This window comes from Bacteroides sp. HF-162 (assembly GCF_015679285.1).
GTDB lineage: Bacteria > Bacteroidota > Bacteroidia > Bacteroidales > Bacteroidaceae > Bacteroides > Bacteroides uniformis.
Genome location: NZ_CP064937.1, coordinates 4,284,372 through 4,309,012, shown reverse-complemented (window position 1 = coordinate 4,309,012; position 24,641 = coordinate 4,284,372). Strand labels below are relative to the sequence as shown.

18 protein-coding genes are annotated in these 24,641 nt (G+C 48.6%); 6 read left to right on the top strand and 12 right to left on the bottom strand.

Features of this window, described 5'->3' with window-relative positions; genetic code table 11:
• Positions 1-107: 107 nt before the first annotated feature.
• Genes ITJ87_RS18180 through ITJ87_RS18170 form a run of 3 tightly spaced genes read right to left on the bottom strand, consistent with a single transcriptional unit; the run spans position 108 to position 1,589 of the window.
• On the bottom strand, positions 108-434 hold the full coding sequence (locus ITJ87_RS18180) for a DUF5056 domain-containing protein (RefSeq protein ID WP_117964119.1): 327 nt from the start codon (positions 432-434) through the stop codon (positions 108-110).
• Positions 421-966, bottom strand: a complete 546-nt coding sequence (locus ITJ87_RS18175) for an RNA polymerase sigma factor (RefSeq protein ID WP_117964120.1) — start codon at positions 964-966, stop codon at positions 421-423. The genes ITJ87_RS18180 and ITJ87_RS18175 overlap by 14 nt, the downstream gene beginning before the upstream one ends.
• Complete coding sequence (locus ITJ87_RS18170) at positions 963-1,589, bottom strand: DUF6249 domain-containing protein (protein WP_117964121.1); 627 nt, start codon at positions 1,587-1,589, stop codon at positions 963-965. Before ITJ87_RS18170 ends, ITJ87_RS18175 begins: the two co-directional genes overlap by 4 nt.
• A gap of 250 nt (positions 1,590-1,839) precedes the next feature.
• Between ITJ87_RS18170 and ITJ87_RS18165 the strand changes: the two genes are divergently transcribed.
• From ITJ87_RS18165 to ITJ87_RS18150, 4 genes are all read left to right on the top strand, one after another.
• Entirely contained in the window at positions 1,840-2,175 is a 336-nt protein-coding gene (locus ITJ87_RS18165) for a hypothetical protein (protein ID WP_117964122.1), read from the top strand.
• Positions 2,176-2,248: 73 nt separating this feature from the next.
• Complete coding sequence (locus ITJ87_RS18160; protein ID WP_117964123.1) at positions 2,249-4,672, top strand: TonB-dependent receptor; 2,424 nt, start codon at positions 2,249-2,251, stop codon at positions 4,670-4,672.
• A 90-nt stretch (positions 4,673-4,762) separates the two neighbouring features.
• Positions 4,763-6,220, top strand: a complete 1,458-nt coding sequence (locus ITJ87_RS18155; protein ID WP_117964124.1) for an rRNA cytosine-C5-methyltransferase — start codon at positions 4,763-4,765, stop codon at positions 6,218-6,220.
• Between the two features lie 209 nt (positions 6,221-6,429).
• The gene (locus tag ITJ87_RS18150; protein WP_005827075.1) at positions 6,430-7,662 is read left to right on the top strand and encodes a serpin family protein; all 1,233 of its coding nucleotides are present in this window, start codon (positions 6,430-6,432) and stop codon (positions 7,660-7,662) included.
• Between the two features lie 56 nt (positions 7,663-7,718).
• Here ITJ87_RS18150 and ITJ87_RS18145 read toward each other — a convergent pair whose 3' ends face one another.
• From ITJ87_RS18145 to ITJ87_RS18120, 6 genes are all read right to left on the bottom strand, one after another.
• On the bottom strand, positions 7,719-8,945 hold the full coding sequence (locus tag ITJ87_RS18145) for a TolC family protein (RefSeq protein ID WP_117964125.1): 1,227 nt from the start codon (positions 8,943-8,945) through the stop codon (positions 7,719-7,721).
• Complete coding sequence (locus ITJ87_RS18140; protein WP_117964126.1) at positions 8,938-12,060, bottom strand: efflux RND transporter permease subunit; 3,123 nt, start codon at positions 12,058-12,060, stop codon at positions 8,938-8,940. The genes ITJ87_RS18145 and ITJ87_RS18140 overlap by 8 nt, the downstream gene beginning before the upstream one ends.
• Positions 12,061-12,228: 168 nt before the next feature.
• The gene (locus ITJ87_RS18135; protein WP_057255758.1) at positions 12,229-13,449 is read right to left on the bottom strand and encodes an efflux RND transporter periplasmic adaptor subunit; all 1,221 of its coding nucleotides are present in this window, start codon (positions 13,447-13,449) and stop codon (positions 12,229-12,231) included.
• A gap of 119 nt (positions 13,450-13,568) precedes the next feature.
• Positions 13,569-13,979: a DUF6769 family protein gene (locus ITJ87_RS18130; RefSeq protein WP_005827068.1), complete on the bottom strand. Its 411-nt coding sequence runs from the start codon at positions 13,977-13,979 to the stop codon at positions 13,569-13,571.
• Between the two features lie 62 nt (positions 13,980-14,041).
• Positions 14,042-15,418, bottom strand: coding sequence for an FAD-dependent oxidoreductase (locus tag ITJ87_RS18125; RefSeq protein ID WP_117964128.1), 1,377 nt, complete (start codon positions 15,416-15,418; stop codon positions 14,042-14,044).
• An 83-nt stretch (positions 15,419-15,501) separates the two neighbouring features.
• The gene (locus ITJ87_RS18120; protein WP_117713857.1) at positions 15,502-17,136 is read right to left on the bottom strand and encodes an ABC-F family ATP-binding cassette domain-containing protein; all 1,635 of its coding nucleotides are present in this window, start codon (positions 17,134-17,136) and stop codon (positions 15,502-15,504) included.
• Positions 17,137-17,222: 86 nt separating this feature from the next.
• Between ITJ87_RS18120 and ITJ87_RS18115 the strand changes: the two genes are divergently transcribed.
• The gene (locus ITJ87_RS18115; RefSeq protein WP_117964129.1) at positions 17,223-17,624 is read left to right on the top strand and encodes a response regulator; all 402 of its coding nucleotides are present in this window, start codon (positions 17,223-17,225) and stop codon (positions 17,622-17,624) included.
• Between the two features lie 68 nt (positions 17,625-17,692).
• Here the strand turns inward: ITJ87_RS18115 and ITJ87_RS18110 are convergent, their stop codons facing one another.
• Entirely contained in the window at positions 17,693-18,523 is an 831-nt protein-coding gene (locus tag ITJ87_RS18110) for a hypothetical protein (protein ID WP_117964130.1), read from the bottom strand.
• A gap of 129 nt (positions 18,524-18,652) precedes the next feature.
• Between ITJ87_RS18110 and ITJ87_RS18105 the strand changes: the two genes are divergently transcribed.
• Positions 18,653-20,083, top strand: a complete 1,431-nt coding sequence (locus ITJ87_RS18105; RefSeq protein ID WP_117964131.1) for a CCA tRNA nucleotidyltransferase — start codon at positions 18,653-18,655, stop codon at positions 20,081-20,083.
• A 50-nt stretch (positions 20,084-20,133) separates the two neighbouring features.
• On the opposite strand, the gene ITJ87_RS18100 is transcribed toward ITJ87_RS18105, so the two are convergent.
• Both ITJ87_RS18100 and ITJ87_RS18095 read right to left on the bottom strand, forming a co-directional pair.
• On the bottom strand, positions 20,134-22,386 hold the full coding sequence (locus tag ITJ87_RS18100) for an inorganic phosphate transporter (RefSeq protein WP_034522753.1): 2,253 nt from the start codon (positions 22,384-22,386) through the stop codon (positions 20,134-20,136).
• Positions 22,387-22,514: 128 nt separating this feature from the next.
• Entirely contained in the window at positions 22,515-24,581 is a 2,067-nt protein-coding gene (locus ITJ87_RS18095) for an RNA degradosome polyphosphate kinase (RefSeq protein WP_005833067.1), read from the bottom strand.
• Positions 24,582-24,641 lie beyond the last annotated feature (60 nt).

Here is a 24,641-nt window from a genome sequence, read left to right as displayed (position 1 = left end):
GTCTGTCCGTTTAAAAAAAAAATTAGCCCTTACCTTATTGGATAAGATAAGAGCCAAGACTTTGTTGGAGTAGTGCATGTCCTCTTTCTCCGGGCACGGATATGTATTTATGCCATGGATACAATCTTTCGGTAACCGAAATAGAGCAATACTACTCCGGCAATGATTAACGACTTGGGATCAAGCTCTGACGCTCCGCTCCGGATGGCAGAATCAAAGGTCTCGCGCAAGGTGTCCAGTATCAGCTGCACTCCGTCAAGGGCAACGAATAGTACGAGGCACAATGTGAAGCAGAATGCTGCCCATATCTGTGCCAAGTGGTGGCTACGGTCAGGCAAGTGTCGCAGTACGCGGCGGCTGAATCCGTTATCGGCTATTTCCTGCCGGTGTTCGGCAAAGAATGAAGTCAGGAGTTTATCATTATTTTCCATCATAACCATTTTGTTTTAAGTAGGAAGCCATTTTGTCTTTCGCCCGCGAGAGGTGGCTTTTTACCGTTCCCGCCGGACATCCGGTGATACCTGCAATCTTTTCGATGCTTTGGTCTTCCATGTAGAAGAGCGTGATGCAGGTGCGTTCCATTTCCTTCAGTGTGGCGAGGGCACGGTAAATGTCTATGTGCTGCCCCACGTCCTGCTGCAGTGTGCTGCATTGAGCATCCACTTGGTACGTATCCAAACCGTCTGTTTCCTTCCGGCTGCGAATATAGTCATAAAAAACATTATAGGCAATACGGTAGAGCCAGGTCGAGAAATTGGATAGATTCTTGAACGAAGCGATGTTTGTATAGGCTTTGATAAACGTATCTTGTGCCAAGTCGTCACTCAACTCGCTGTCGCCGCAGGTCTGGTGCAGGAAGAACCGCCGTACGGACGACTGGTACTTCTTCACCAACCGGTCGAAGGCCTTGGTGTTTTGAAACACCACGACCTGTGCGACTAACGATATGTCATTGAGTTGACTCATTTTTCTTCGTTCTTCTTCTGTTGGCTGTAGAAAATCACCAATTGTCCGAAGCCGGTGAACATGACGAGTAAGCCGATACATCCGAGACCGAATTCTCCGGTAATGGCCCAAAGGAAGATGAACAGGCCGATGCCGACGAATATGTTGTTGATGCCTTTGCTACGGATGTCTGTTGCTGCGGCTTCTTTGAAGAAGTTTTCAGGCAGTTGCTGTCCGCTGGCCAGAGCTTGTTCTGCCAGGCGGTACTTGGCCTTCCGGTTTTTATAGCGGAAGAAGAATACTACGAATATGATGAGTAGCGGCAGTCCGAATACAAAGACGATGGCTGTTACGGCAATCACGGTCTCCGAAGTCTTGCTTCCGAGGTCGAACCCGTTCCAGTCCATACTGCTGTTGTGGTGGGTTCTCCATTTTTCCGGAGCATCGCTACTGCCGGTACCGTTTTCATAAGTCATGATGCTGAGTGTGTCTGTTACGGTTTCTCCATTGATGACAGTGTCCCTCAATTCGATGACTCTTTTCTTGTTCCCCTGACCGTCGTTCTCTGTTACGGTTCTGTTTGCGCCTTGCATCAGTGTGCAGAACATCATGGCAAGCATTAATCCAAAAATGATACGTTTCATAATCTATGGTCTTTTAATTTGTTTCTTTGTTGGTTAGACGTATCGTCACCTTTATAAAGTTGCAAAGAGAAGATATTTTTTTTAGAAAACCGGAAATAAGACGATATTTTTAATGGAAATGCTCTATTGTCTTTTTCCTGGAATAACAAGAAGTAGGTATTTGTGACTGTAAATAGAGGTAAATATATAAACCGGGTTGTCTCTTATTGTAAATACTGTTATCTTCGCACATCTGTTTTATTGGGAAGTCATGACGAAGTTGAAGAATATAATGAAGTATATCCTCCCTCTGCTGTTCATTGCCTATCTGGGAGGGATTACGCTGTTTACCCACTCGCATGTGGTGAATGGTGTCATCATTGTGCATTCCCATCCATTCAAGGGCCAGCATGAGCATACAGAGGTGCAGTTGGAAACCATTTTCTATCTTGCCTCTTTCGTTTCCTCTTCCCTTCCGCCGTTTCCGGTTGCCGCGACGGTTTTACTTGTTTTGTTGCGTGTACTGAGCATGCCTGCCACGGAATGCATTAAGTGTGTAAAGCCTCGTGGCGGCATCTGTTTGCGCGCTCCCCCTTCCTTTCTTTGAATCCGATAGATTATGGCGATTCCGTTGTGGGATTGCGTCAACCTCATTGATTAACATATTATTTTAGAAGTACATGAAAAAATATATATTTTTTGTGGTGGGAGCAGTATGTCTGTTACTCTCATCAACCGTTTATGCCGAAGATTTGAAGAGTACCGATGCCAATATTGTCGGTCATGTAATAGAAAAAAGTACAAGGGAACATTTGCCTTATATGACAGTTTCGCTGAAAGGCACCACCATCGGGACCATGACCGATGCCACCGGTCACTATTTTCTAAAGAATCTGCCCGAAGGTGAGTTTACCTTGTCCGTCAGTGCTGTAGGGTATAAGTCGCAGGAGCGCAAAGTCGTTCTGAAACGTGGCAAGACCTTGGAGGAGAACTTTGAATTGGAAGAAGATATGGTGGCACTGGATGGAGTGGTAGTTACTGCCAATCGTAGCGAGACTGCCCGGCGCTTGGCACCTACCTTGGTCAAAGTGGTCACTCCTAAACTGTTTGAACAGACAAACTCGCATACTTTGTCGCAAGGACTGGTCTTTCAGCCCGGTGTGCGGGTAGAGACCGATTGCCAGAATTGCGGCTACTCACAAGTACGCATCAACGGCCTGGATGGAAAATATACCCAGATATTGATAGATTCGCGTCCCATTTTCTCCTCTTTGGCAGGTGTGTATGGGCTGGAGCAGATTCCGGCCAATATGATAGAGCGTGTGGAAGTGGTGCGTGGAGGCGGTTCCGCCTTGTTCGGCTCTTCGGCCATTGCCGGAACAGTGAACATCATTACGAAGGAACCGGTCCGTAATTCAGGTTCTTTCTCGCATACCATTTCCAATTTCGACGGTTCCGGTTCGTTCGATAACAATACGGCCTTGAACCTCTCCCTTGTCTCTTCGGACAATAAGATGGGGGCTTATGTGTATGGACAAAATAGGCACCGTTCGGCCTGGGATTCCAATGGAGACGGTTTCTCCGAATTGCCGAAACTGAAGAACCAGACTATCGGTCTGAATGCTTACTACCGGACAAGTGCCTATTCCAAGCTAAGCCTTGAATACCATCATATGGAAGAATTCCGCCGTGGCGGAAGTGGTTTCAGCTTGCCGCCCCATATAGCCGAGGATGCCGACTTGAATGGTACCGGAGCACCCGGACTTGTGGAGCAGCTGAAGCACTCTATCAATACGGGTGGGCTCAAGTTCACAGCTTTCTCTAAGGACCAGAAACATACGTTCAGCACCTATGCTTCGGCTCAGCATATCGTGCGCGATAGTTATTACAGCGCTTATGGGATGACTACGGACTTTACCGGTGTGCTGGGTGCCCAGTATATTTATCATTTTGACAAGTGCTTGTTCATGCCTGCCGACTTGACCGGAGGTATTGAGTTCAATCATGACAAGCTGCACGACAAGGCGACGGATGCGCAGAAGTACCGCGATGCTGCCTTGGCCGAAGACCCTGCCGCAACGGGCGACCGCTTGCAACAACTGATTGAGAAACATACCCCCGATCCATTACACCAAGTGGTGAACATAGCAAGCGCCTACGCACAGAATGAGTGGAAGAACGAGCAGTGGAGTTTCCTCATCGGTGGGCGCGTGGATAAAAACAGCATCATGGACAAGACTGTTTTCAGTCCCCGTGCCAATATCCGTTATAATCCTACCCAGGATGTGAATATCCGTTTCAGCTACGCCGAAGGCTTTCGCGCTCCGCAGGCATTCGATGAGGATTTGCATATTAGTAATGTGGGAGGTAAACTGGTATCCATTGTCCGTGCCAAAGGATTGAAGGAAGAGCGTTCGCGCAGTTTGAATGCTTCGGTAGATTGGTACCACTATTTCGGAGATTTCCAGGCAAACCTATTGGTGGAAGGCTTCTACACGAAACTTTCCGACCCGTTTGTCCTGACGCCTCCGGTGAAAGCCCCAGACGGTAGCGCTTATCTGATACAGACCCGCATCAATGGTTCGGGAGCCAAAGTGTATGGCGGCACATTGGAAGGAAAGATTGCCTATAAGGATAAGGTCCAGTTGCAGGCAGGGCTGACGCTTCAACGTAGCATCTACGACTCTCCCGAAGAGTGGAGTGCGGATGAGGAGCATTTGTCGGAGAAGGAGCGTAGCAGCAACAAAATATTGCGCACCCCCAACGTCTATGGCTACTTTACAGCCACCTGTACACCGGTTAAAGCCTTCTCAATAGCTTTGAATGGCAATTATACCGGGCGAATGTACGTTCCCCATCTGCTTTCGGAGGTGAACGGTGAGGCAGACGTATTGGTAAAGAGTCCGGACTTCTTTGAATTTGGGGCCAAGATGGCTTATGATATTGATTTCCAAGGGTTCTGTTTACAGCTCAATGCCGGTGTACAGAATATATTCAATTCTTATCAAAAAGATTTTGACAAGGGGGCAAGCCGTGACTCCGGTTATATCTACGGACCGGGTGCACCGCGTTCCTATTTTGCAGGGGTGAAACTCAGTTTTTAAAAAGAGTATTGAACCGTGCTTTTTGTTTAGCCCCGTAGATTGGTGAAACGTATTTTGCACTATCTTTGCTGCCATAAAACAGTTCAAAGCATGGAGTTACCCTCATCTTTCACCGATTATACACGCGCCCTCTTGGGTGTGGAAGAATATGAAAAGCTGGCTGCTGCCCTGGAAGGGGAGCAGCCGGTCAGTATCCGACTGAATGAAGATAAATTACCGGAATCTTCATTCAGTCTTTTTCGTTCCTCTTTGGAGCATGTTCCCTGGTCTGCTGCCGGATACTATCTGGACAAGCGGCTGACATTCACTTTCGACCCGCTGTTTCATGCAGGCTGCTACTATGTGCAGGAGGCTTCGTCCATGTTTGTGGAGCAGGCTTTGAGGCGGTATGTGGGCGAAGGACCGGTGGTGATGCTTGACCTCTGTGCGGCTCCCGGCGGGAAATCCACGCATGCCCGTAGCGTGTTGCCCGCAGGCAGTCTGCTGGTGGCCAATGAGGTAATCCGCAACCGCTCGCAGGTATTGGCGGAGAATCTTACGAAGTGGGGGCATTCCGGTGTGGTGGTCACTAATAATGACCCGGCGGATTTTTCTTCCTTGACGGACTTCTTCGACGTTATATTGACGGATGTCCCCTGCTCTGGCGAGGGGATGTTCCGTAAAGACCCCGTTGCGGTAAGTGAGTGGAGTGGGGAGAATGTGGAAATCTGCTGGCAGCGCCAGCGTCGCATCGTTACGGATATCTGGCCTTGTTTGAAGCCCGGAGGCATTCTCATCTACAGTACTTGTACCTATAATACAAAGGAAAACGAAGAGAACATCCGTTGGATACGGGATGAATTCGGGGTGGAGGTATTGCCGTTGGAAATTTCTACTGACTGGAATATTACGGGTAATCTATTGTCGGGAGAGGACTTTCCCGCCTATCGTTTCCTGCCCCATCGGACGAAGGGGGAAGGATTCTTTTTGGCAGTTCTCCGCAAACCGGGCGTGAGCGATGGGAATACCTGGGCCGGGCAGGTGAAATCCTGGGAAAAAGGAAGAAAACCCCAAGGAAAAGGAGCGAAAACTCCGGGTGTTTCCAAAGAACAGCTTTCGGCACTGCATGAGTGGTTTGCGGTTCCGGATAATTACGAATTTATCGTCAATGGCAACAACGTCAGCGCTTTCCCTAAAACGTATCTCTCCGAACTGTCGGCTTTGCGTTCGTCACTCCGTATCGTGCAGGCTGGGGTAGATGTTGCCGAGTTGAAAGGAAAAGACTGGATGCCTGCTCATGGGCTCGCCATGAGTATAGCACTGAATCCGGATGCCTTTGCCCATGAAGAGATAGGCCGCGAGCAGGCCATCAGCTATCTGCGCAAGGAGGCTGTTGTCCTTTCGGAGACTGCTCCGCGCGGCATTGTCTTGCTCACCTACAAACAGATACCTCTAGGATTTGTCAAGAATATAGGTAACCGTGCCAATAATCTTTATCCCCAGGAATGGCGCATACGCAGCGGATATTTGCCGGAAGGGGTGCTGGAATTGGCAACAATAACCGGGTGAAATCAATCACGTTACTGCAAAGCTGCTGTATATATTTTGCAGTAGCACTGCAGAGCTGTTGCAGTGACACTGCAAATATATATGCAGAACTTTGCAGTATAATAATAGAGTAGGAATGTACTATTTTTTATTGTTTCTTCAATGCAGTATTTTGTTTGTTCAAGCATTTTCTATATAGATAACTGTTTTAAAACTAATACTATTTGCTTATGCTTAAAAAAACGATTACTGCCTTAAGCCTACTTTGTATCCTTGCAGCCTGCCAGAGTGACGACAACTCTTCACCACAACCCAAGCCTCGCAAAGACATTGCCTTGACCCGTGCCGAGCAGGAGATGATGGATTTAGGAACGGATTTCGCTTTCCGTTTCTTTAATCAGGTTTGTAAAACTGAGGTGGAAAAGCCCAATCTGTTCATCTCTCCTTTGAGCGCTTCGCTCTGTCTGTCTATGATTGCCAATGGAGCGTTGGGAAACACACTATCTGAGATGACAGATGTCCTGGGCTTTTCGGGCTATTCGTTGGAAGAAATGAACAACTATAATAAGAAGCTGGTGGAGGCGTTGCTCGATTTGGACAATACCACACAGTTGGGAATTGCCAATTCCATCTGGATAAAGAAAGGGTTCGGTGTTCATGACGACTTTGTAAGCGTAAACAAAAAGATGTATGACGCGCAAGTGCAGGAGCTGGATTTTGCCTCTCCCAAGGCTCCGGACATTATAAACGGCTGGTGTGCCGGGAAAACGAATAATTGCATCCCCAAAGTCTTGAATGAGATTCCGGAGACGGCGCGTCTTTATCTGTTGAATGCGCTTTATTTCAAGGGGATTTGGAAGAATCAATTCAAAAAATCGGATACGGCAGAAGAGGCTTTTACGAATGCTGACGGAAGCAAATCGACTGTACACATGATGAATCTTCGTGACGAGAGATTCAACTATGCCGAGAATGAGTATTTCTCAATGGCAGAGTTGCCTTACGGCAATGAGGCTTTCAGTATGGTGGTGCTCTTGCCGGCAGAGGGAAAATCGTTGGATGAGTGCCTGCCGCAGCTGAATGACGAGCGCTGGGGGGAATGGAACAGTAGTTTATCAAGCTCTGCCTTGAACCTTAAGTTACCCCGGTTTGAAATGGAATATGATAAAGAACTCATTGACGATATGATGGCAATGGGAATGCAAGAGGCTTTTACTCCATCGGCCGATTTTTCCGGAATGGCGGATGAGGATTTGTTTATCAGTTTGCTGCAACAGTTCACTTATGTGAAAGTGAATGAAGAGGGGACGGAAGCTGCGGCTGTAACTGTCGGAGGAATGGACGTGGCCGCTCCCGGACCAAGTACGGTAATTCCGTTCTATGTGGACCGTCCTTTCATCTTCCTGATAAAGGAGAAGAGTACGGGAGTTATTCTGTTTATGGGTAAAGTCACAAAACTATAACTACAATATATTGAAATAGAAAGAGCTGTCTGCCAACCGCAGACAGCTCTTTCTATTTATAACCGGCTCTTGTATATCTGTGCCATTGCCTTCTGATACTGGTTTTCCAGTTGCAGGAGGTTTGTCTTGCTTTGATAGACAACCGATATTTCAACGAAGTATTCAATCATACTGATTTGTCCTCCCATAAGTGCTTGTTTCAGTAAAGAAAGGTCTTGCTGTTGATGGAAGGTGCGCTCGTATTCCTCCATGGAAGCGTGCAGGTTCTTGGCCTCTTCATAGAGTTGCCACAAGGCGGAGCTGGCTTGCAGTGCGGCGTTCTCCTTTTGGTAGTCAATGTTGAGCGCTTGTGTCTTGGCTATCTTGACCTTATTGCGGTTTTCGAAAAGCGGGAAAGAGAAGCCTACTACTACACCGTTCAGCGGATGCCCCGATTCGGTATTTCTACGGTAACCCAGTTCCAGTTTGGGCAGCCAGCCTTGCTTGCTTGCCGAAATCTGTTTCCGGGCGGCAGAACTTTCACCCTGCAAGGATTGCAGGGTGGGGTCTGAAGCCAGCAGTTCGTCGGCCAGCGGGCGGAAGTCGGCCGGCAACGGCACTGCCGGGTATTCTGTCAATCCGAGTGTTTGGGCGTCGGGTGTGGTACCGGGCATGGGACGTCCCGGTGTGAGCGGCTGGTTTCCGTTGAGGACAAGCAGCTCTTTCAGTTTGTTGTTAAGTGCCGTCTGGTTCATGCGGGCTTCCGTGCGTACATTCAGCAACTCCAGATTAATCTTGTTGGTTTCCAGTGCATTGGCATCTCCCGTTTCCAGACGTCGGGTGTACATGGCCGACAGCTCCTCTGCATTCTTTAACCGTTCGTCGAGCAGGGCTTGCTGGCGTTGCAGCATGATGATGTCCAGGCATACTTCCTTCGCTTGCAGCAATATCTGCTGGCGGAAGGCGGTGGCTTGTGCATCCAGTGCATTTGTCTTGAGTCGGTTCATCTTCCCTCGGGTGGCGTAAAGCGTGGGGAAGTCGAAGCTTTGTGAGATGACCATTTCGCCGACTGTCTCGTCACTGTTCTTGGAGTCCCAAAGGTGGGCGTATGACAGTGTAGGGTCGGGGAGGTTGTTGTTTGTCTTGTTCTCCAGTTTTTGTGAGGAAATGAGGTGGGAGTTAGCCTGCAATTCCTTGTTGTTGGCCTCTATCTGCTGGAGCACGGCATCAATGCCGGACGTTTGTGCGCTCATCCCCGCAAAAGCGAGGATGGCGGCGCTGAATATGAAAAATCTTTTATTCATTGTCTGACGTTTTAGGTTGTTGGTTATGGTGCATCATCAGGTAAACAATCGGAATGATGAAACCGTTCAGGAACGTGGATGTTAAAAGGCCGCCCAAGATAACCTTTGCCATCGGGCTTTGTATCTCGTTGCCCGGCAGGTCGCCACTGAGAGCCAGCGGGATAAGTGCCAGTGCACTGGATAGGGCGGTCATCAGGATTGGATTCAGACGGTCGAGCGAACCGCGGATAACGCTGTCGTAGACGCCATAGCCTTCTTCCTGCTGCAAGTGGTTGTAATGGCTGATGAGCAGCATTCCGTTTCGGGTGGCGATACCGAACAATGAGATGAAACCGATGATGGCGGGGATACTCACTTCTCCCGTTGTGATGAGCAGGGCGAATACACCGCCTATCAATGCCAGCGGCAGATTGATAAGGATGATGGCACTCTCTTTCACATTACGGAATTCATGGTAGAGGAGCAGGAATATCACCACGATGGACATGAACGAAGTAAGTGCCAGCGTGCGGCTTGCTGCCTGCTCGCTTTCGAATTGTCCGCCGTATTCGATGTGGTATCCTTCCGGCAGTTTGATTTGTGCGTCTACCTGGGCTTGTATATCGTTGACTACACTTCGCAGGTCGCGGTCGGCCACGTTGGCGGAGATGACGATTTTACGCTTTACATTCTCGCGGCTGATGGTGTTCGGACCCATGGCCGAGCGGATTTCCGCTACATAGTTCAGTGGAATTTTCTGTCCGTCGCCCGTATCAATCATCAAATTGCGTATTTTTTCCATTTCGTCGCGCAGGTCGTCTTTCACGCGTACGGTCAGGTCGAAGCTCTTTCCCTTTTCGTAAACTTGGGAAACGGCTTCACCGGCCAGACAGACATTGACAAACTCCGAAAATTCGGGCAGTGAAATGCCGTATTTGGCAAGCATTTCCCGTTTGGGCGAAATGACAAGTTGCGGACGCTCAATTTGCTGTTCCACGTTCAGGTCAGCAATACCGGGAATACCCTGGATGGCACTCTTGATTTCATTGCCCAGAGTGAACATGCGGTTCAGATCGTCGCCGAACAGTTTGATGGCGATGTTCGCCTTTGTACCGGATAGCATGGCGTCTATACGGTGGCTGATAGGCTGGCCTATTTCCACGTTTGCCCCTACAATGGTACCCAGTTTTTCGCGGACTTCTGCCACGAGCTCGCTGCGTGAGCGGTCTTTCAACTCAAACGGTGCCTCGATCTCAGAGACGTTTACTCCCAGAGCGTGTTCGTCCAGCTCTGCACGTCCCGTTTTACGGGCCACGGTCTGTATTTCGGGGATGGAGAGCAGCAGCTCCTCGGCACGGTGCCCCATCTTGTCGCTTTCTTCCAGGGAGATACCCGGAAGCGAGGAGATATTGATGGTGAACGAACCTTCATTGAAAGGCGGCAGGAACGAGCGGCCCAGGGTGAAGAAACAGCCGAGTGCCACTACAAATAGTCCGATAATACCTCCAAGTACCCCTTTCTTATGCCCCAATACAAAAGTCAGTGCTGAACCATACCATTGCTTCATCTTGCGTGCTACGGCAGAATCGCTGTTTTCGTTATTTTGTTTTTTCGTTTTCTCTTTTCCCAATAGATAGGAGCAAAGTACCGGCGTTACGGTCAGTGCCACAACGGTTGAAGCCGCCAATGCCACGATGAATGCAATGCCTAGTGGTACCAACATCCTACCTTCCATACCACTAAGGAAGAACAGTGGTACGAAGCTGACAATGATGATCAGCGTTGAATTGAGGATAGGCATACGCACTTCTTTCGAAGCATTGAACACCACTTCCAGAATAGGAAGTTGCTCGCCGGCAGGTTTCAGTCGGTTTTCGTGCAAACGCTTGTAGACATTCTCCACGTCCACGATGGCATCATCCACCAGCGAACCGATGGCGATAGCCATACCTCCCAGGCTCATGGTATTTATCGTAAAGCCCATATAGTGCAGGGCAAGGATGGAGGCAATCAGTGACAACGGCAGTGTCACCAGCGAGATGACTGTGGTACGTACGTTGGCAAGGAACAGGAAAAGCACGATGACAACGAAAATACCTCCCTCCAACAACGACTTCTGAACGTTTCCGATGGAACTTTCGATGAAACGGCTTTGACGGAAGATGTCTGTGGAAACCTTTACGTCCGCCGGTAGATTCTTCTGCAGGTCTTGCAGGGAAGCTTCCAGTTTGTCTGTAAGCTCCAGCGTGCTTGTGGCGGGTTGCTTGGTGACTGTCAGCAGTACGGCATGCTTACCGCGTTCCGAGGCGGTACCCAGTTTAGGAAGTTTGGCTCCGATTTGAACGTCGGCAATATCTTCCAGCAGGATAGGGGCGCCGGAGACTCCGTTGCTCCGCACCACGGCCTTGGCTATCTGGTCTACCTTGTCGGTAGAAAGTACGCCGCGTACGATATATTCATTGCCATATTCATAGAGTACTCCACCATTGGCATTCAGGTTCATTTCGCGGGTGATGTTCATCACTTCGCTCAATGTCACGCCGTAATGGCGCATCCGTTCCGGGTCCAGCTGCACTTGATATTCCTTGATGTCGCCGCCCAGTACGGCAACTTGTGCCACACCGCCCGTAGAGAGCAGGCGGGGACGTATGGTCCAGTCGGCAATGGTACGCAAATCCAGCATAGAGGTCGAATCTGCTGTCAGACCTACAATCAGCATCTCGCCCAAAATGGACGATTGTGGGCCCAGTGTCGGCTTGCCTACGTTGGCCGGTAAGGATTCGCTGACGACTGCCAGTTTCTCACTGACAATTTGCCGGGCAAGATAGATATCTGTATCCCAGTCGAATTCTACCCAGACTACAGAAAAACCGTTCGTTGAGGAAGAGCGTACACGGCGCACACCCGTTGCACCGTTTACAGCCGTTTCTACGGGAAAAGTGACCAGCTGTTCCACTTCCTCTGCTGCCATACCGTTTGCTTCGGTCATGATGACCACGGTCGGCGCATTGAGGTCAGGGAACACATCCACTTCCGTATGCATGGCGGTATAAGTACCGCCAATCAGCAACAGCACCGATGCTACCAGCACCAGGATGCGGTTCTGAAGAGAAAAACCAATTATTTTGTTTAACATCTTTTTATTTACTATTTACAATGTACAATTGGGCTGCGCAATGTCAGCCGCACTTGCTGTTTTATCTAATATTTCTTGTTTATCTGACTTTACACTCCCCATTCGTCACGTAACCCTTATACTGCATAACGAAATGGTACTTTGTAAATTGTCAAATTGTACATGAGATTAGTGTTCATGGCTATGTGCCGGAATAGCATTCGTTGCCGATGCCAGCTTCACTTGATAGGCTCCTTGGGTTACGACGCGATCGCCTGCTTTTATGCCGGAAAGGATTTGTACACTTTCGCCATTGTCGGCACCCAGGGTGACAAGCTGTTTTTTGTAGCCCTCTTCATCCAGTTGCAGGTAGACAAAGAAGCTACCTTGTTCCTCGGTCAGCGCACTGTGAGGAAGGGACAACACGTTCTCCATTGGTGAGGATAATAGGAATACTTCTACAAACGAGCCGGGAATAACGTCTCCCTTATTGTCGAATTCAAAAGTTACGGGTACATAATATCCGTTTTCACCCGAAGCCTTTCCATAAGAAAGCATGCGCCCGCCCAGTTCTTTCAATGTATATACCTTATTATTATAAGGAGTACAGAAGTTGGCGGAACCGATGCTGTTTAGGTAAGGATAGTACTTTTCGGATACGTCCGCACGCAGGAAAAGCTTGCGGTTCTGGGTGACGCTTACCAACGGCTGGCCGACGCTGACGTAGTCCCCTTCTTTCACCAACAGATTCTTCACATAACCGCTGATGGGAGAAACAACCGCCTGGCCGCTTGCCGAATGGTTCTTTGCGACTGCCTCGTAACTGATACGGGCATTTTCATAAATCTGTTCGGCTTGCGAGAATTCCTTTTCAGATACGATTTTGTTGCCTACAAGCGCTTTCATACGCTCATATTCCTTTTTGGAAACTTCGTAGGCTATCCGGGCTTTCTGCACCGGGTCTCCGTCGGCCATGTTTTTGGATGACAATACCACCAAAGGAGTACCTTTGCTGACGCTCATTCCTTCGATAACTTTTCCCTTGAAGGAAACCACGCCTGCTACTGTAGCTACGGCTACGCTCTCGTCTCCCTGGGCTGCCATCACCTGGCCGCTGGTCTTGATGACTTGATGGAAACTACCCGGTTCAACAGTGCTGACCGCTACGCCGGCAGCTTGTGCCTTTGCCGGTGGCAGGATGATTTCATCACTTCCTCCGGCGTGGTTTTCCTGCTCTTCGTGCTCATGGTTGTGTCCCTCATGTTCGTGGTCATGTCCCTCGTGGTCATGTCCGTCATGATTGTGCTCTTCTGTTTCGTGATTATGTCCTTCGTGGCTGTCTCCGGACTTGCTGTTGCAGGAGCCTAAAAGGAATAATCCCAAGACTCCCATGAAAATAACTTTTTTCATGATGATATTTGTTCTTACTTTTTGATTTTGAATACAAAATTAGGGCATAGGGCGTGCAACCAAATTGCATTGTTCCTTATGCCGGATAGAAATCTGTCTCGGTGATGTTCCGGTAACAGTTAAGCAAGAAGAGACGGAGGGGCACGAAGTCCCGTAGCACATATGATAAATGTGCTATGAAGAGATTCCAAATAGATACACTCCTGCCTGCTTATATCAAACTCGGGTAGGATGAGTAACTTGGAAAAAGGTTCAATGAGTAGGGTGACTGCCCACAAGGCATCCGGATGTGAACACACATCATTGGAAGAGCTGGGCGTCTGTTGTACAAAGTGGGTTGTCATGCATCCCGTGTCGCAACAGCAGTGCTCGTTGCCCGGGCTATGACGGTGTCCGCAGCAATCGGCGGTGATATCATTCTTCATGCATATCATTCCGTCGGCATGATGATGGTGGGGAATGACGGGTATCACCAGCATTATCAAGCTGATGAAAAAAAGAATATAGGTTATGTACTGTTTCTTTTTCATTCCTCTATCTTTGGACGGATGCAAAGATAGAGGTTAAGGACTTAATTACCAAATAGAAAATGCTAAAAAGGTTTGAATAACATATTCAATCCCTCATTCATGCTGGGGTGGGTGAAAATGAAGTCCCGCAGGAAATGGTAACGCTGTCCCGTTTTCATGATTGATGCTACGGTATTGATTACTTCTGGTGCATCGGCACAAAGTAGGGTACAACCCAGAATCCGTCCGGTATGGATGTCTACAATAGCTTTGAGCATACCGTCTATGCTGTGTAGCGTACGGGCACGTGGAATCATGGCAGCAGGGATACGTGCCACATGTATGGAATAACCGTTCTTCATCGCTTCCTCTTCCGTCAGTCCTATATGTGCCAGCGGTGGGTCGGTGAAAATGGCAAAAGGGATTGGATACCGGTCTTTTGTACTCCTTTTTTTGTTTTCAAAGAGTTGGTTACGGATGATACGGAAATCATCGATGGACAAGTAGTCGAACTGTTCGTCTCCTTTTGCGTCCCCCAGGGCCCATACGTGTGGGGCTGTAGTCCGTAATTGGTTGTCGACAACGATGGCTCCCCGCTTGTCTGTTTGTATACCCGCTTTTTCCAGATTCAGTTCTGCAGTCATAGGCTTGCGGCCGATGGCTACCAGCAAGGCATCTCCTTTCAAGTAGTAGGGAGTGCCGTTTGCACTGTCTGTATAGGTCAGTGTTATTCCTTCGGCTGTGTCGTACACGGATTGGATACGGGCGTTCAACCGGACATTGATACGTTTTCGGTGCAATGCTTCCAGCATGGAGGCGGCAATGTCGCGGTCCACTTTAGGCAAAAAGCGGTTTTCCGCTTCCAGCAGTGTGACGTGGCTTCCAAAGCCTGCATACATAGTGGCAAACTCCAATCCGACAGCACCGCCGCCGATGACGAGCAGGTGTGCGGGCAGTTTGTCCGATTGCAGCAAGGTCTCACTGGTATATACGTACTTGCTCTCCTTGAGTCCGTCAATGGCAGGCAGGATAGGGGTAGACCCGGTGTTGATGAATATTTCTTTCCCCTCAAGAATTGTTTCTTCCTTGCCGGAGACTATACGGATTGTATTTTCGGACAAGAAAGAAGCTGTTCCGTCATAGAGGGTTATGTTAGGCTTGTTTTTTACATTTTCATAATTTTTCTCACGCAGGAAGGATACAAGCTTGTCTTTCCGCGCCACGGCAAGTGCATACAGTTTGGACTGGTTCTTATAATCGTCATAGTATCTTTTTTCCGCATATTCCGATTCGTGAATCAGAGCTTTGGTAGGGATACATCCTACGTTTACACATGTTCCTCCGTACATCTGAGGGGAACGTTCCACGATGGCTACTTTCCAATTCCGTTCGGCTAGTTCGACGGCCAATAACTTGCCGCCCTTGCCGAATCCTATTATGATGGCATCATATTGTTTCATTTTAATATCTCTTAGTTAAGTGTTTAGTAAAATGAAAACAATATGTATCGGCCATTTGTTCGGACGCCGGGTTTAGCAGATGCCTATCGTTCCAGTTCGCGGAGGGAGTCCATTTTCTTCTTTTCAAGGAATTCGTAGATGCCGTTCAAGTGCTCTTTCACTTGTTTGTTGCCAAATTCATATACCTTGCTTACCAGTCCGTCCAGGAAGTCGCGGTCGTGGCTGACGAGAATCAGGGTACCGTCAAAATCCAGTAACGCTTGCTTCAGGATATCTTTGGTTTTCATGTCCAGATGGTTGGTCGGTTCGTCCAGTATCAGCAGATTCACCGGTTCGAGCAAAAGTTTTATCATGGCAAGGCGTGTGCGCTCTCCACCGGAAAGCACCTTGACCTTCTTCATGGACTCTTCGGGGCCACCGAACATGAAGGCACCCAGCAGGTCGCGTATCTTGTTGCGAATTTCTCCTTTTGCCACATCGTCGATGGTCTGGAATACGGTCAGGTTTTCATCCAACAATGAGGCCTGGTTTTGTGCGAAATATCCAATCTGCACGTTGTGTCCTATCGTGAGGGTGCCTTCATGTTCTATTTCCTTCATGATGCACTTCACTAACGTTGACTTTCCTTCACCGTTCTTACCGACGAAAGCAACCTTGTCTCCCCGTTCTATGGTGAGGTTGGCGTTTTTGAAGACCACATGGTCACCGTAACTTTTCCCTACTCCCTCCATGATGACGGGATAATTGCCTGAGCGGGGAGAAGGAGGAAATTTGAGGCGCAAGGCTGAAGTGTCTTCTTCATCCACTTCCAGCAGTTCCAACTTTTCCAGCATCTTTACGCGGCTTTGCACTTGCAGGGTTTTGGAGTAGGTACCTTTGAACCGTTCGATGAATTCCTTGGTTTCGGCAATGAACTTCTGCTGGTCGTCGTAGGCTTTCTGTTGCTGTTCGCGGCGTTCTTTGCGGAGCTCCAGGTATTTGGAGTAGTTTACTTTATAATCGTATATCCGTCCCATGGTCACTTCAATGGTACGGGTGGTAATGTTGTCCACGAATTTACGGTCGTGGCTGATGACGATGACAGCTTTTCCGTTGCTGATAAGGAAATCTTCCAGCCATTGTATGGATTCTATGTCCAGATGGTTGGTAGGCTCGTCTAGCAACAGCACGTCAGGTTTTTGCAGCAACAGCTTGGCAAGCTCGATGCGCATGCGCCATCCGCCGCTGAAGTCACTGGTCTGGCGGTTGAAGTCTTCGCGTACAAACCCCAGTCCGAGCAGTGCTTTTTCCACATCCTCCTCGTAATTGGTGGAGTCGATGGCATAGAACTTTTCGCTTAAGGCGGAGACATTCTCGATAAGTTCCATGTAGCTGTCGCTTTCGTAGTCGGTACGCGTTTCCAGTTCCTTGTTGAGGCGCTCTATTTCAGCTTCCATTTCATGCAGGTGGGCAAAGGCTTGCGCCGCTTCCTGGAATACGGTACGTCCGTCTTCCGTCATAAGGTGCTGTGGAAGGTAAGCTATGACACTGTCTTTGGGGGCTGAGATTTTTCCACGGGTAGGTTGTCTTACACCTGCCAGGATTTTCAATAATGTACTTTTCCCCGCTCCATTTTTACCCATTAGGGCGATACGGTCTTTTTCGTTGATAACGAAAGATATGTCACTGAATAAAGTAGTTCCGCCGAATTCTACGGCCAGTCCGTCTATAGAAATCATTATATATTTTTTTAATGAGCTGCAAAGATAGTGCAAATCTATTATTTTTTATATCTTTGCCCCTATATAAACAAAACGCATAGGTCATGGAAATAGAAAAAGTGTCAGGAGATTACCGTCCGCTTATTCTGGTTGCGGAAGATGATGATAGTAACTTTAAACTGATAAAGGCTATTATCGGCAAGAAATGCGAGATACTATGGGCAAAGAATGGTGAAGATATTGTAAATTTGTTCGAAGAGAATCGCAACAAGGCGGAAGCTATTCTGATGGATATAAAAATGCCTATTATGAACGGGCTGGATGCTACGGTGATTATTCGCAAGAAGGATAAGGAACTTCCCATCATCATGCAGACCGCTTACGCCTTTACTGCCGACCGCGAAAAAGCCTTGGAGTGCGGAGCCTCGGAAGTGTTGGTAAAACCCATCACTCTGTCTGCTTTGCGTACATGTCTGAGCCGTTATTTACCTAAATTAGTTTGGTAAGGCTTTACTGATAATAAAAAGGGAACCGGATGACTAAGTAATGAATATATCATCCGGTTTCCTTCTTTTTATTCTTGTGCATTGTCTTTTCTCTCTTCCATCTTCTTTTTTACAAATTCGATTTTGAGATTGGCTTCTTCCATATTCTTCTTTATTTCCGTCATGGATGACAGCAGTTGTGCCAGTTCGTAGACGCTGGCAAGGGCCTGGCGGTCGGCGGCAGTCATGGTGATGGAATAGGGACGTTCCCCTTGATAGTTGACTTTGATATTCTTGTCCTTGTTCAGATAAAGGAACCCCATGACGTTTCCGTCTTCTCCCAGTTTGAAGTCTGCCTTTTCAATCTTTTCACCGAGGTCAGTGGTTTCGTAGCTGTCTTTGGCGGCGGGTGTTTCGGCAAAACTGCCGTCGGGAGCAGTAACTTTGACGGCCACATGGTGGATATTATGGGCTCCGCAATAAATGGAAGTCATACTCATGACTCCGTTTTCGTCTACTTGGAAGCGGAGGAAAGAACGGTGCAGATTTTTTTCTATCACTTGGGAGGGATGCAGGTAATTGCCAATATTCTGGTATTCGGCATCTTTTTCAAAGGCGTATTTCCCTTTGATTGCGTCGAATTCCTTTTGCTTGGCTTGAAGCATACTGTCCAAGTAGACCAGGCTCTTTTCCTGCTCTTTCAGTTCCACTTCCTGCATCAGGCCGATGCCTGCACGGCGAGTTTCAAACGCTTTGGGATAGAGCATCTTGATGCTGTCAATCAGAATCTTCGCTTCATTGTAGTTGCCGAGTTCAAACGCTTCGCGGGCAGCTTGTAGTTTTTCACCGGCTTTCTTCTCCACATCTTCGCAAGAGAAGAGTGTACAGCATAGGCATGCAAGGAGTATTACTTTTTTCATAGTTGTTGTTCTTGGAGTTAGAGTCCACAAAAATAGAAATAATATCTTTATCTTTGCAGCATTTTAATGTGCAAATGTGCTAATAGGCCATTAACACATTTGCGTATTCATTACATTAGCGCATTATTTATGATAGATTTGACGGCAGAAGAACTGAAGCAATATTTTAGTGATGATATATTCAAGCGGATATCCGAAACGGCTGATGAATTGGGATTGGAATGTTACGCAGTCGGTGGATATGTACGTGATATTTTCTTGCAACGTCCTTCCAAGGATATTGATGTGGTGGTGGTAGGCAGTGGCATTGCCATGGCCGAGGCGCTGGGTAAGCGTCTGGGGCGTGGGGCGCATGTTTCCGTCTTCAAGAATTTCGGTACGGCACAATTGAAGTACTATGGTACGGAAGTTGAGTTTGTGGGTGCAAGAAAAGAATCGTATACACACGATTCCCGCAAGCCTATTGTAGAGGACGGTACATTGGAGGATGACCAAAACCGCCGTGATTTTACTATCAATGCACTGGCTGTTTGTCTGAACCGGGCGCGTTATGGCGAGTTGGTCGACCCCTTTGGCGGTATTGGAGACTTGAAGGAAAGGACCATCCGGACTCCCCTCGACCCTGATATAACTTTCAGTGACGACCCTTTGCGCATGATGCGCTGTGTCCGTTTTGCCACCCAGCTGGGATTCTATATTGACGATGGGACATTCGATTCTTTGGAGCGTAATCGCGAACGCATCTCCATTATCTCCAAAGAACGCATTGCAGACGAACTGAACAAAATCATCTTGTCACCTATTCCGTCTAAGGGATTCATTGAGCTGGACCGCTGTGGTCTGCTGGAACTGATATTCCCGGAACTTGTCAGGCTGCAAGGCGTGGAGACGCGCAATGGACGCGCCCATAAGGACAATTTCTACCATACGCTCGAAGTACTCGACAACATCAGTAAGAAGACTGATAATCTTTGGCTACGCTGGGCAGCTCTTCTGCACGATATAGCCAAGCCTGCCACCAAGCGTTGGGAACCCCGTGCGGGTTGGACGTTCCATAACCATAATTTCATCGGCGAGAAGATGATACCTGATATTTTCCGCAAGATGAAGCTCCCTATGAATGAGAAGATGAAATATGTGCAGAAAATGGTGAGCCTGCACATGCGTCCCATTGTGATAGCGGATGATGTAGTGACCGACTCGGCAGTGCGTCGTCTCTTGTTTGAGGCAGGTGATGATATAGACGACCTGATGACACTGTGCGAAGCCGACATTACTTCCAAGAATATGGAGCGTAAGAAACGCTTCCTTAATAATTTTCAGTTGGTACGCCAGAAGCTGAAGGATTTGGAGGAACGCGACCGTATCCGTAATTTCCAGCCTCCGGTCAGTGGTGAAGAAATCATGAAGACTTTCGGCCTTTCTCCTTGCCAGCAGGTAGGTGCCTTGAAGAGTGCCATTAAGGATGCCATTTTGGACGGCATCATTCCCAATGAATACGAAGCCGCCCGTGCATTTATGTTGCAACGGGCAGAGAAGATGGGGCTTAAGGAGTTATGAGTTATAAGTTGCATGTTATGTACCATGCGTTATAACTCATAACTTATAACTTATAACTCTTCTTTTTCTACTTGGAACTTGCGGCTTACTTTCATCAAGTTGATGGTGTAGGTCACTACGTTTTGGGCTTCTTGTATCATAGTCAGGTATACCATGCTGACTTTGATGCTGCCGCTCTGGCTTTGGATGCGTTGCAGCTCTTCGCGTTTCAGGTGAGACAACTGTCCGTTGAGGTCGTTGGCTTTGCGAATCTCTGTTTCCAGTTCATCATAATTGTTCGTTTCCAGCTTGTGGCGGCATACTTGTAACAGATAGCAGATGTCTTCGGCTACGTCTGTAAATTCTCCTTTCTGAATGGCATCCAGCGGATTGAAGTTATTGTCTATGTGCTCTAAGCAAGGTTCGCAAAGACGGCCTACGCTGTACACCAGTTCGCTGGCAAAGTCGTTGCCTTGATAGTAATAGAGTCCTTTTTCCAGTACGGTATTGTTGTCGAGACGGCACATGGCAAGTGTTCCGGTACGCTTCATCTGCTTGATGAGTTGTTTTTCGAATTTTACTGAGCCCATGGCACGACGCAGTCCGCGTAGATTCTCGTGTAGGAAGGAAGTGACGGTACGTTCAAAATTCTCTTCTGTGAATTCCATAATCTTCACCAGTTCTTCACGGGTATGCTTGCGGAGCAATTCGATGACTTCATTGTTGTCCGTACTCTTCATCAACTGTTTCAGGGTCTCGTTGCCTTTTTCTTTCTCCTTGCGCTTTTTGTACATCACTTGGCTACGAATCAGCATGAAGACTGCCAGACCAATCAGTGCCAGGATGGCAACCGTACCGCCGAAATGGATAATCAGTGCTACGAAGAAACAGATGGTGAACGCTGCTCCGGCAGTGATGAACCAACCGCCGATTACGCTGAGCACACCCGTAATGCGGAATACCGCCGAATCACGTCCCCAGGCACGGTCGGCAAGCGATGTACCCATGGCTACCATAAAGGTGACGTAAGTGGTGGAAAGGGGAAGTTTCAAGGAAGTTCCCAAGGCGATGAGCAGACCAGCCAATACGAGATTGACGGAGGCGCGAACCAAGTCAAAAGCGGCGCCGTCGGCTATGATGGCTTCATCCTTCTGGAAGCGTGTGTTCATCCACCGCTTGCTGCTTTCGGGCATCGTTTTGGATATTCCGTTAGCCAGGGTCATGCTGAAGCGTACCAGCGTGCGGGCTATCGGGGTACTTCCGAAGTTCTCTTCACCGTCATCCTGGCGGGCAAGGTCCACGGAAGTCTTGATGACATTGTGGGCTTTCTTGGATGTGCAGAGTGCATAAACCATAATGGCGCCTGCACCGATAAGGAAATACCACGGGGTTTTGGCTGCACCGAGGAGTGAGGACATCAGGAATCCGTCGGGGCCGGCGGCCGTACCATTGGCTGTATAGTCAATAAATGAGGAATATCCTGCGAGGGGGACACCGATAAAGTTCACCAAGTCATTGCCGGCAAAGGCAAGAGCGAGGGCGAAAGTACCCATCAGAACCACTACTTTGAAGACATTTATCTTGCACCAATGCAGTATCTGCATCAGTATGGTGAAGAATACAAAGAAACCGGTTATCAGCAATGCGGTATTGTCGTGTATCCATTGCTTGTTTTCAGGGGTCATGAATGAGCTGTCTTTCAGCCCCTTTATCAGCATGAAGTAGATGATGCTGGTGGCAGCTATACCACCGAATAGCGCGATGCTGTATTTCATGTTCTTCTTGTAGTTGAAGGTGAACACGATACGTGCCAGCCACTGTACCAGCATACCGAAGAAGAAGGCAATGGCTACGGATACAAAAATGGCCATGATGACAGAGAGTGCCTTGTCTGTATTGATGAGGTCGCCCAGTCCCAATGTATCGCTGTTATAGACCTTGATGAGCGCCAGTGCGAACGTACCTCCCAACAGTTCGAACACCATGGATACAGTGGTGGAGGTAGGCATTCCCATAGTGTTGAAGACATCTAATAGCACGACGTCCGTCAACATGACGGCAAGCAGAATGCACATGATTTCGGCAAAGTAGAAGTGCTCCGGTTGATAGATGCCGTGTCGTGCAATGTCCATCATGCCATTGCTGAGTGCCGCACCGATGAAGACGCCAATGCCTGCAATGAACAGTATGGTTTTGAAAGATGCTGCCTTTGCTCCGACAGCCGACTGAAGAAAATTGACCGCATCATTACTGACACCTACCACGAGGTCGAAAATCGCGAGTACGAACAGAAAGATGACGATACCCAGATAAATTGTTTCCATAGACATGTATTTTATTTCCGGCTGCAAAGGAAAGAGTTTGGTGTTGCAGGGAAATGTCATACATGTTACAGAAATGTTACAAAGCGATTGACGATTGATAATTGACGATTGATAATTATCGTTAATCGCTAATCCTTAATCCCTTGTTTCAAGTATTCGTAAAAGCTATATTGCGACCGTACCTTCTCCTTTTGCGGTCGCGACGACTTCCAGCGGTTTCGCAACCGGTCGTCCACAAAGCAGGCTTTCCGTTTGTCCGACAGTTGTATGGATAGCATATCGATGAGCTCTTGCTTCAAGTCCGGGTCCAGAATGGGGGTGACGGCTTCGATACGGCGGTACAAGTTACGCCGCATCCAATCCGGCGAGCCGAGGAAGAGCTTGGGTGCGCCGCCGTTGCCGAAGTACCACACACGGGCATGTTCCAGAAAGGTATCCACGATGCGTGTCACGCGGATGTTGTGGCTGTACTCCTGCCCGGGGATGAGGCAGCAGATGCCGCGGACAATGAGGTCTATCTCTACACCGGCTTGCGAGGCTTCGTAGAGGCGGTCTATCATGGCGGGGTCTTGCAGGGCATTCATTTTTAGGATAATCCGTCCTTGCTTGCCTTGCCGGGTCAGTTCTATTTCGTGATTGATGAGGCGGTTCAGTTCAGGAATCAGGTTGAAGCGGGCCACAAGCAGGCGGTGGAACACTGGATTTTCCTTTCCCTGCAGAGTACGGAACAAGTTGTGCAGGTCGTTTACAATCACCGGGTTGCAGGTGAATAGTCCGCTGTCCGCATAGAGGGTGGCGGTCTTTTCGTTGAAGTTGCCGGTGCTGATGTAGGCGTAGCTTGTCAGTTTGCGCCCTTCCTTGTCGCGGCGTAGCACGAGGGCTACTTTGGCATGTACCTTTAGTCCTGGTATGCTGAAAATGATGTTGATGCCGGCGGCTTTCATCATCTCGGCGGTGGCGAGGTTGTTTTCTTCGTCGAAGCGGGCTTTCAGTTCCACAAAGACGGTGACTTTCTTTCCGTTCTGTGCGGCGGCTATTAGGGTGTTGATGACGGTGGAGTTCTCTGCCACGCGATACTGGGTCACCATGATTTCACGCACGGTGGGTTCGTGGACGGCTTCATATAGAAAATGGATGAAGTGGTCGAAGGAGTGGTAGGGATAATGCAGCAGCAGGTCCTTCTTCTCCACATAGCGGAAGATGGATTCGCGTTCGTCCAGGCAGGTCAGCTTCATGGGCTGGGGTTTCTTGATGGGACGTACGCTTTGGTTGGGATTAGGCAGATGCCGCAAATCCTCCATGTTGAGGTGCTTGTCTCCCGGCACCAGCTCCCGGCGGTCTATGCGGTAGGCATCTACCAGAAAGTCGAGGAAGTCCTGGGGCATGGCGCGGTCGTATACAAAACGGCACACGGCGCCTATCTTGCGTTTCTTTACCTTCTTCTTCACCTGCTCGATGATTTCGGAGGTATTGGCGGCATCGTCTATCAGAATATCCGCATCGCGTGAAATCTTGATGCAATAACTGCTGTCCACTTCATAACCGGGGAAGATGGTATCCAGATTGGCCTTGATGATGTCTTCAATGAACATCAGATAATAGTCTTTCCCCACCTTGGGCAGCTGGATGAAGCGCGGCACTTTGCTGTACGGCAGTTTCATCACGAAATACTGGATGCGGTTTGGAGAACTGGCGGGAGCTCCTTTCAGATGAAGCCGTACGGCTAGATAGAGACGGTTGTCGCGCAGGAATGAAATCACCTTGTCCTTGCTTACGGGCACCGGGGCCAGATAGGGGAATATCTCTTCGCGGAAGAAGCTGCGCACAAAATCGCGGTGAAACGGTTCTACGTTGCGGCTTTGATAGAATATGATGTGATGTTTCCGCAGGGCGGGCAGTATCTTCTGTTCGTAGATGCGGATACGTTCCTCCAGTTGGCGATTGACTTCTTGGTTGATTTCATCTACCAGTTCGGCGGCAGACTGCATAGTCTCTTCATCGCTTTGCGAGGCTCCGGTGGCTATGGCCTTATGGTCGGCTACGCGTATCTTGTAGAATTCTTCCAGATTGGAAGAGTATATAGAAATAAAGTTGATGCGTTCGTATAGCGGCAATGTCTCGTCTTCCGCTTCCAGCAGTACGCGGTAGTTGAAGGAAAGCCAGCTGATGTCACGTTTGAAATATCTGTTGTCCATGGTGTTAAGGTGTTAATGTGGCATATTAGCACATTACCACATTGTATTCTTCCCAAATAT

Coding starts and splice junctions, on each gene's coding strand:
- ITJ87_RS18180 (WP_117964119.1), bottom strand. CDS start 434: ATGATGGAAAATAATGATAAACTCCTGACTTCATTCTTTGCCGAACAC.
- ITJ87_RS18175 (WP_117964120.1), bottom strand. CDS start 966: ATGAGTCAACTCAATGACATATCGTTAGTCGCACAGGTCGTGGTGTTT.
- ITJ87_RS18170 (WP_117964121.1), bottom strand. CDS start 1,589: ATGAAACGTATCATTTTTGGATTAATGCTTGCCATGATGTTCTGCACA.
- ITJ87_RS18165 (WP_117964122.1), top strand. CDS start 1,840: ATGACGAAGTTGAAGAATATAATGAAGTATATCCTCCCTCTGCTGTTC.
- ITJ87_RS18160 (WP_117964123.1), top strand. CDS start 2,249: ATGAAAAAATATATATTTTTTGTGGTGGGAGCAGTATGTCTGTTACTC.
- ITJ87_RS18155 (WP_117964124.1), top strand. CDS start 4,763: ATGGAGTTACCCTCATCTTTCACCGATTATACACGCGCCCTCTTGGGT.
- ITJ87_RS18150 (WP_005827075.1), top strand. CDS start 6,430: ATGCTTAAAAAAACGATTACTGCCTTAAGCCTACTTTGTATCCTTGCA.
- ITJ87_RS18145 (WP_117964125.1), bottom strand. CDS start 8,945: ATGAATAAAAGATTTTTCATATTCAGCGCCGCCATCCTCGCTTTTGCG.
- ITJ87_RS18140 (WP_117964126.1), bottom strand. CDS start 12,060: ATGTTAAACAAAATAATTGGTTTTTCTCTTCAGAACCGCATCCTGGTG.
- ITJ87_RS18135 (WP_057255758.1), bottom strand. CDS start 13,449: ATGAAAAAAGTTATTTTCATGGGAGTCTTGGGATTATTCCTTTTAGGC.
- ITJ87_RS18130 (WP_005827068.1), bottom strand. CDS start 13,979: ATGAAAAAGAAACAGTACATAACCTATATTCTTTTTTTCATCAGCTTG.
- ITJ87_RS18125 (WP_117964128.1), bottom strand. CDS start 15,418: ATGAAACAATATGATGCCATCATAATAGGATTCGGCAAGGGCGGCAAG.
- ITJ87_RS18120 (WP_117713857.1), bottom strand. CDS start 17,136: ATGATTTCTATAGACGGACTGGCCGTAGAATTCGGCGGAACTACTTTA.
- ITJ87_RS18115 (WP_117964129.1), top strand. CDS start 17,223: ATGGAAATAGAAAAAGTGTCAGGAGATTACCGTCCGCTTATTCTGGTT.
- ITJ87_RS18110 (WP_117964130.1), bottom strand. CDS start 18,523: ATGAAAAAAGTAATACTCCTTGCATGCCTATGCTGTACACTCTTCTCT.
- ITJ87_RS18105 (WP_117964131.1), top strand. CDS start 18,653: ATGATAGATTTGACGGCAGAAGAACTGAAGCAATATTTTAGTGATGAT.
- ITJ87_RS18100 (WP_034522753.1), bottom strand. CDS start 22,386: ATGGAAACAATTTATCTGGGTATCGTCATCTTTCTGTTCGTACTCGCG.
- ITJ87_RS18095 (WP_005833067.1), bottom strand. CDS start 24,581: ATGGACAACAGATATTTCAAACGTGACATCAGCTGGCTTTCCTTCAAC.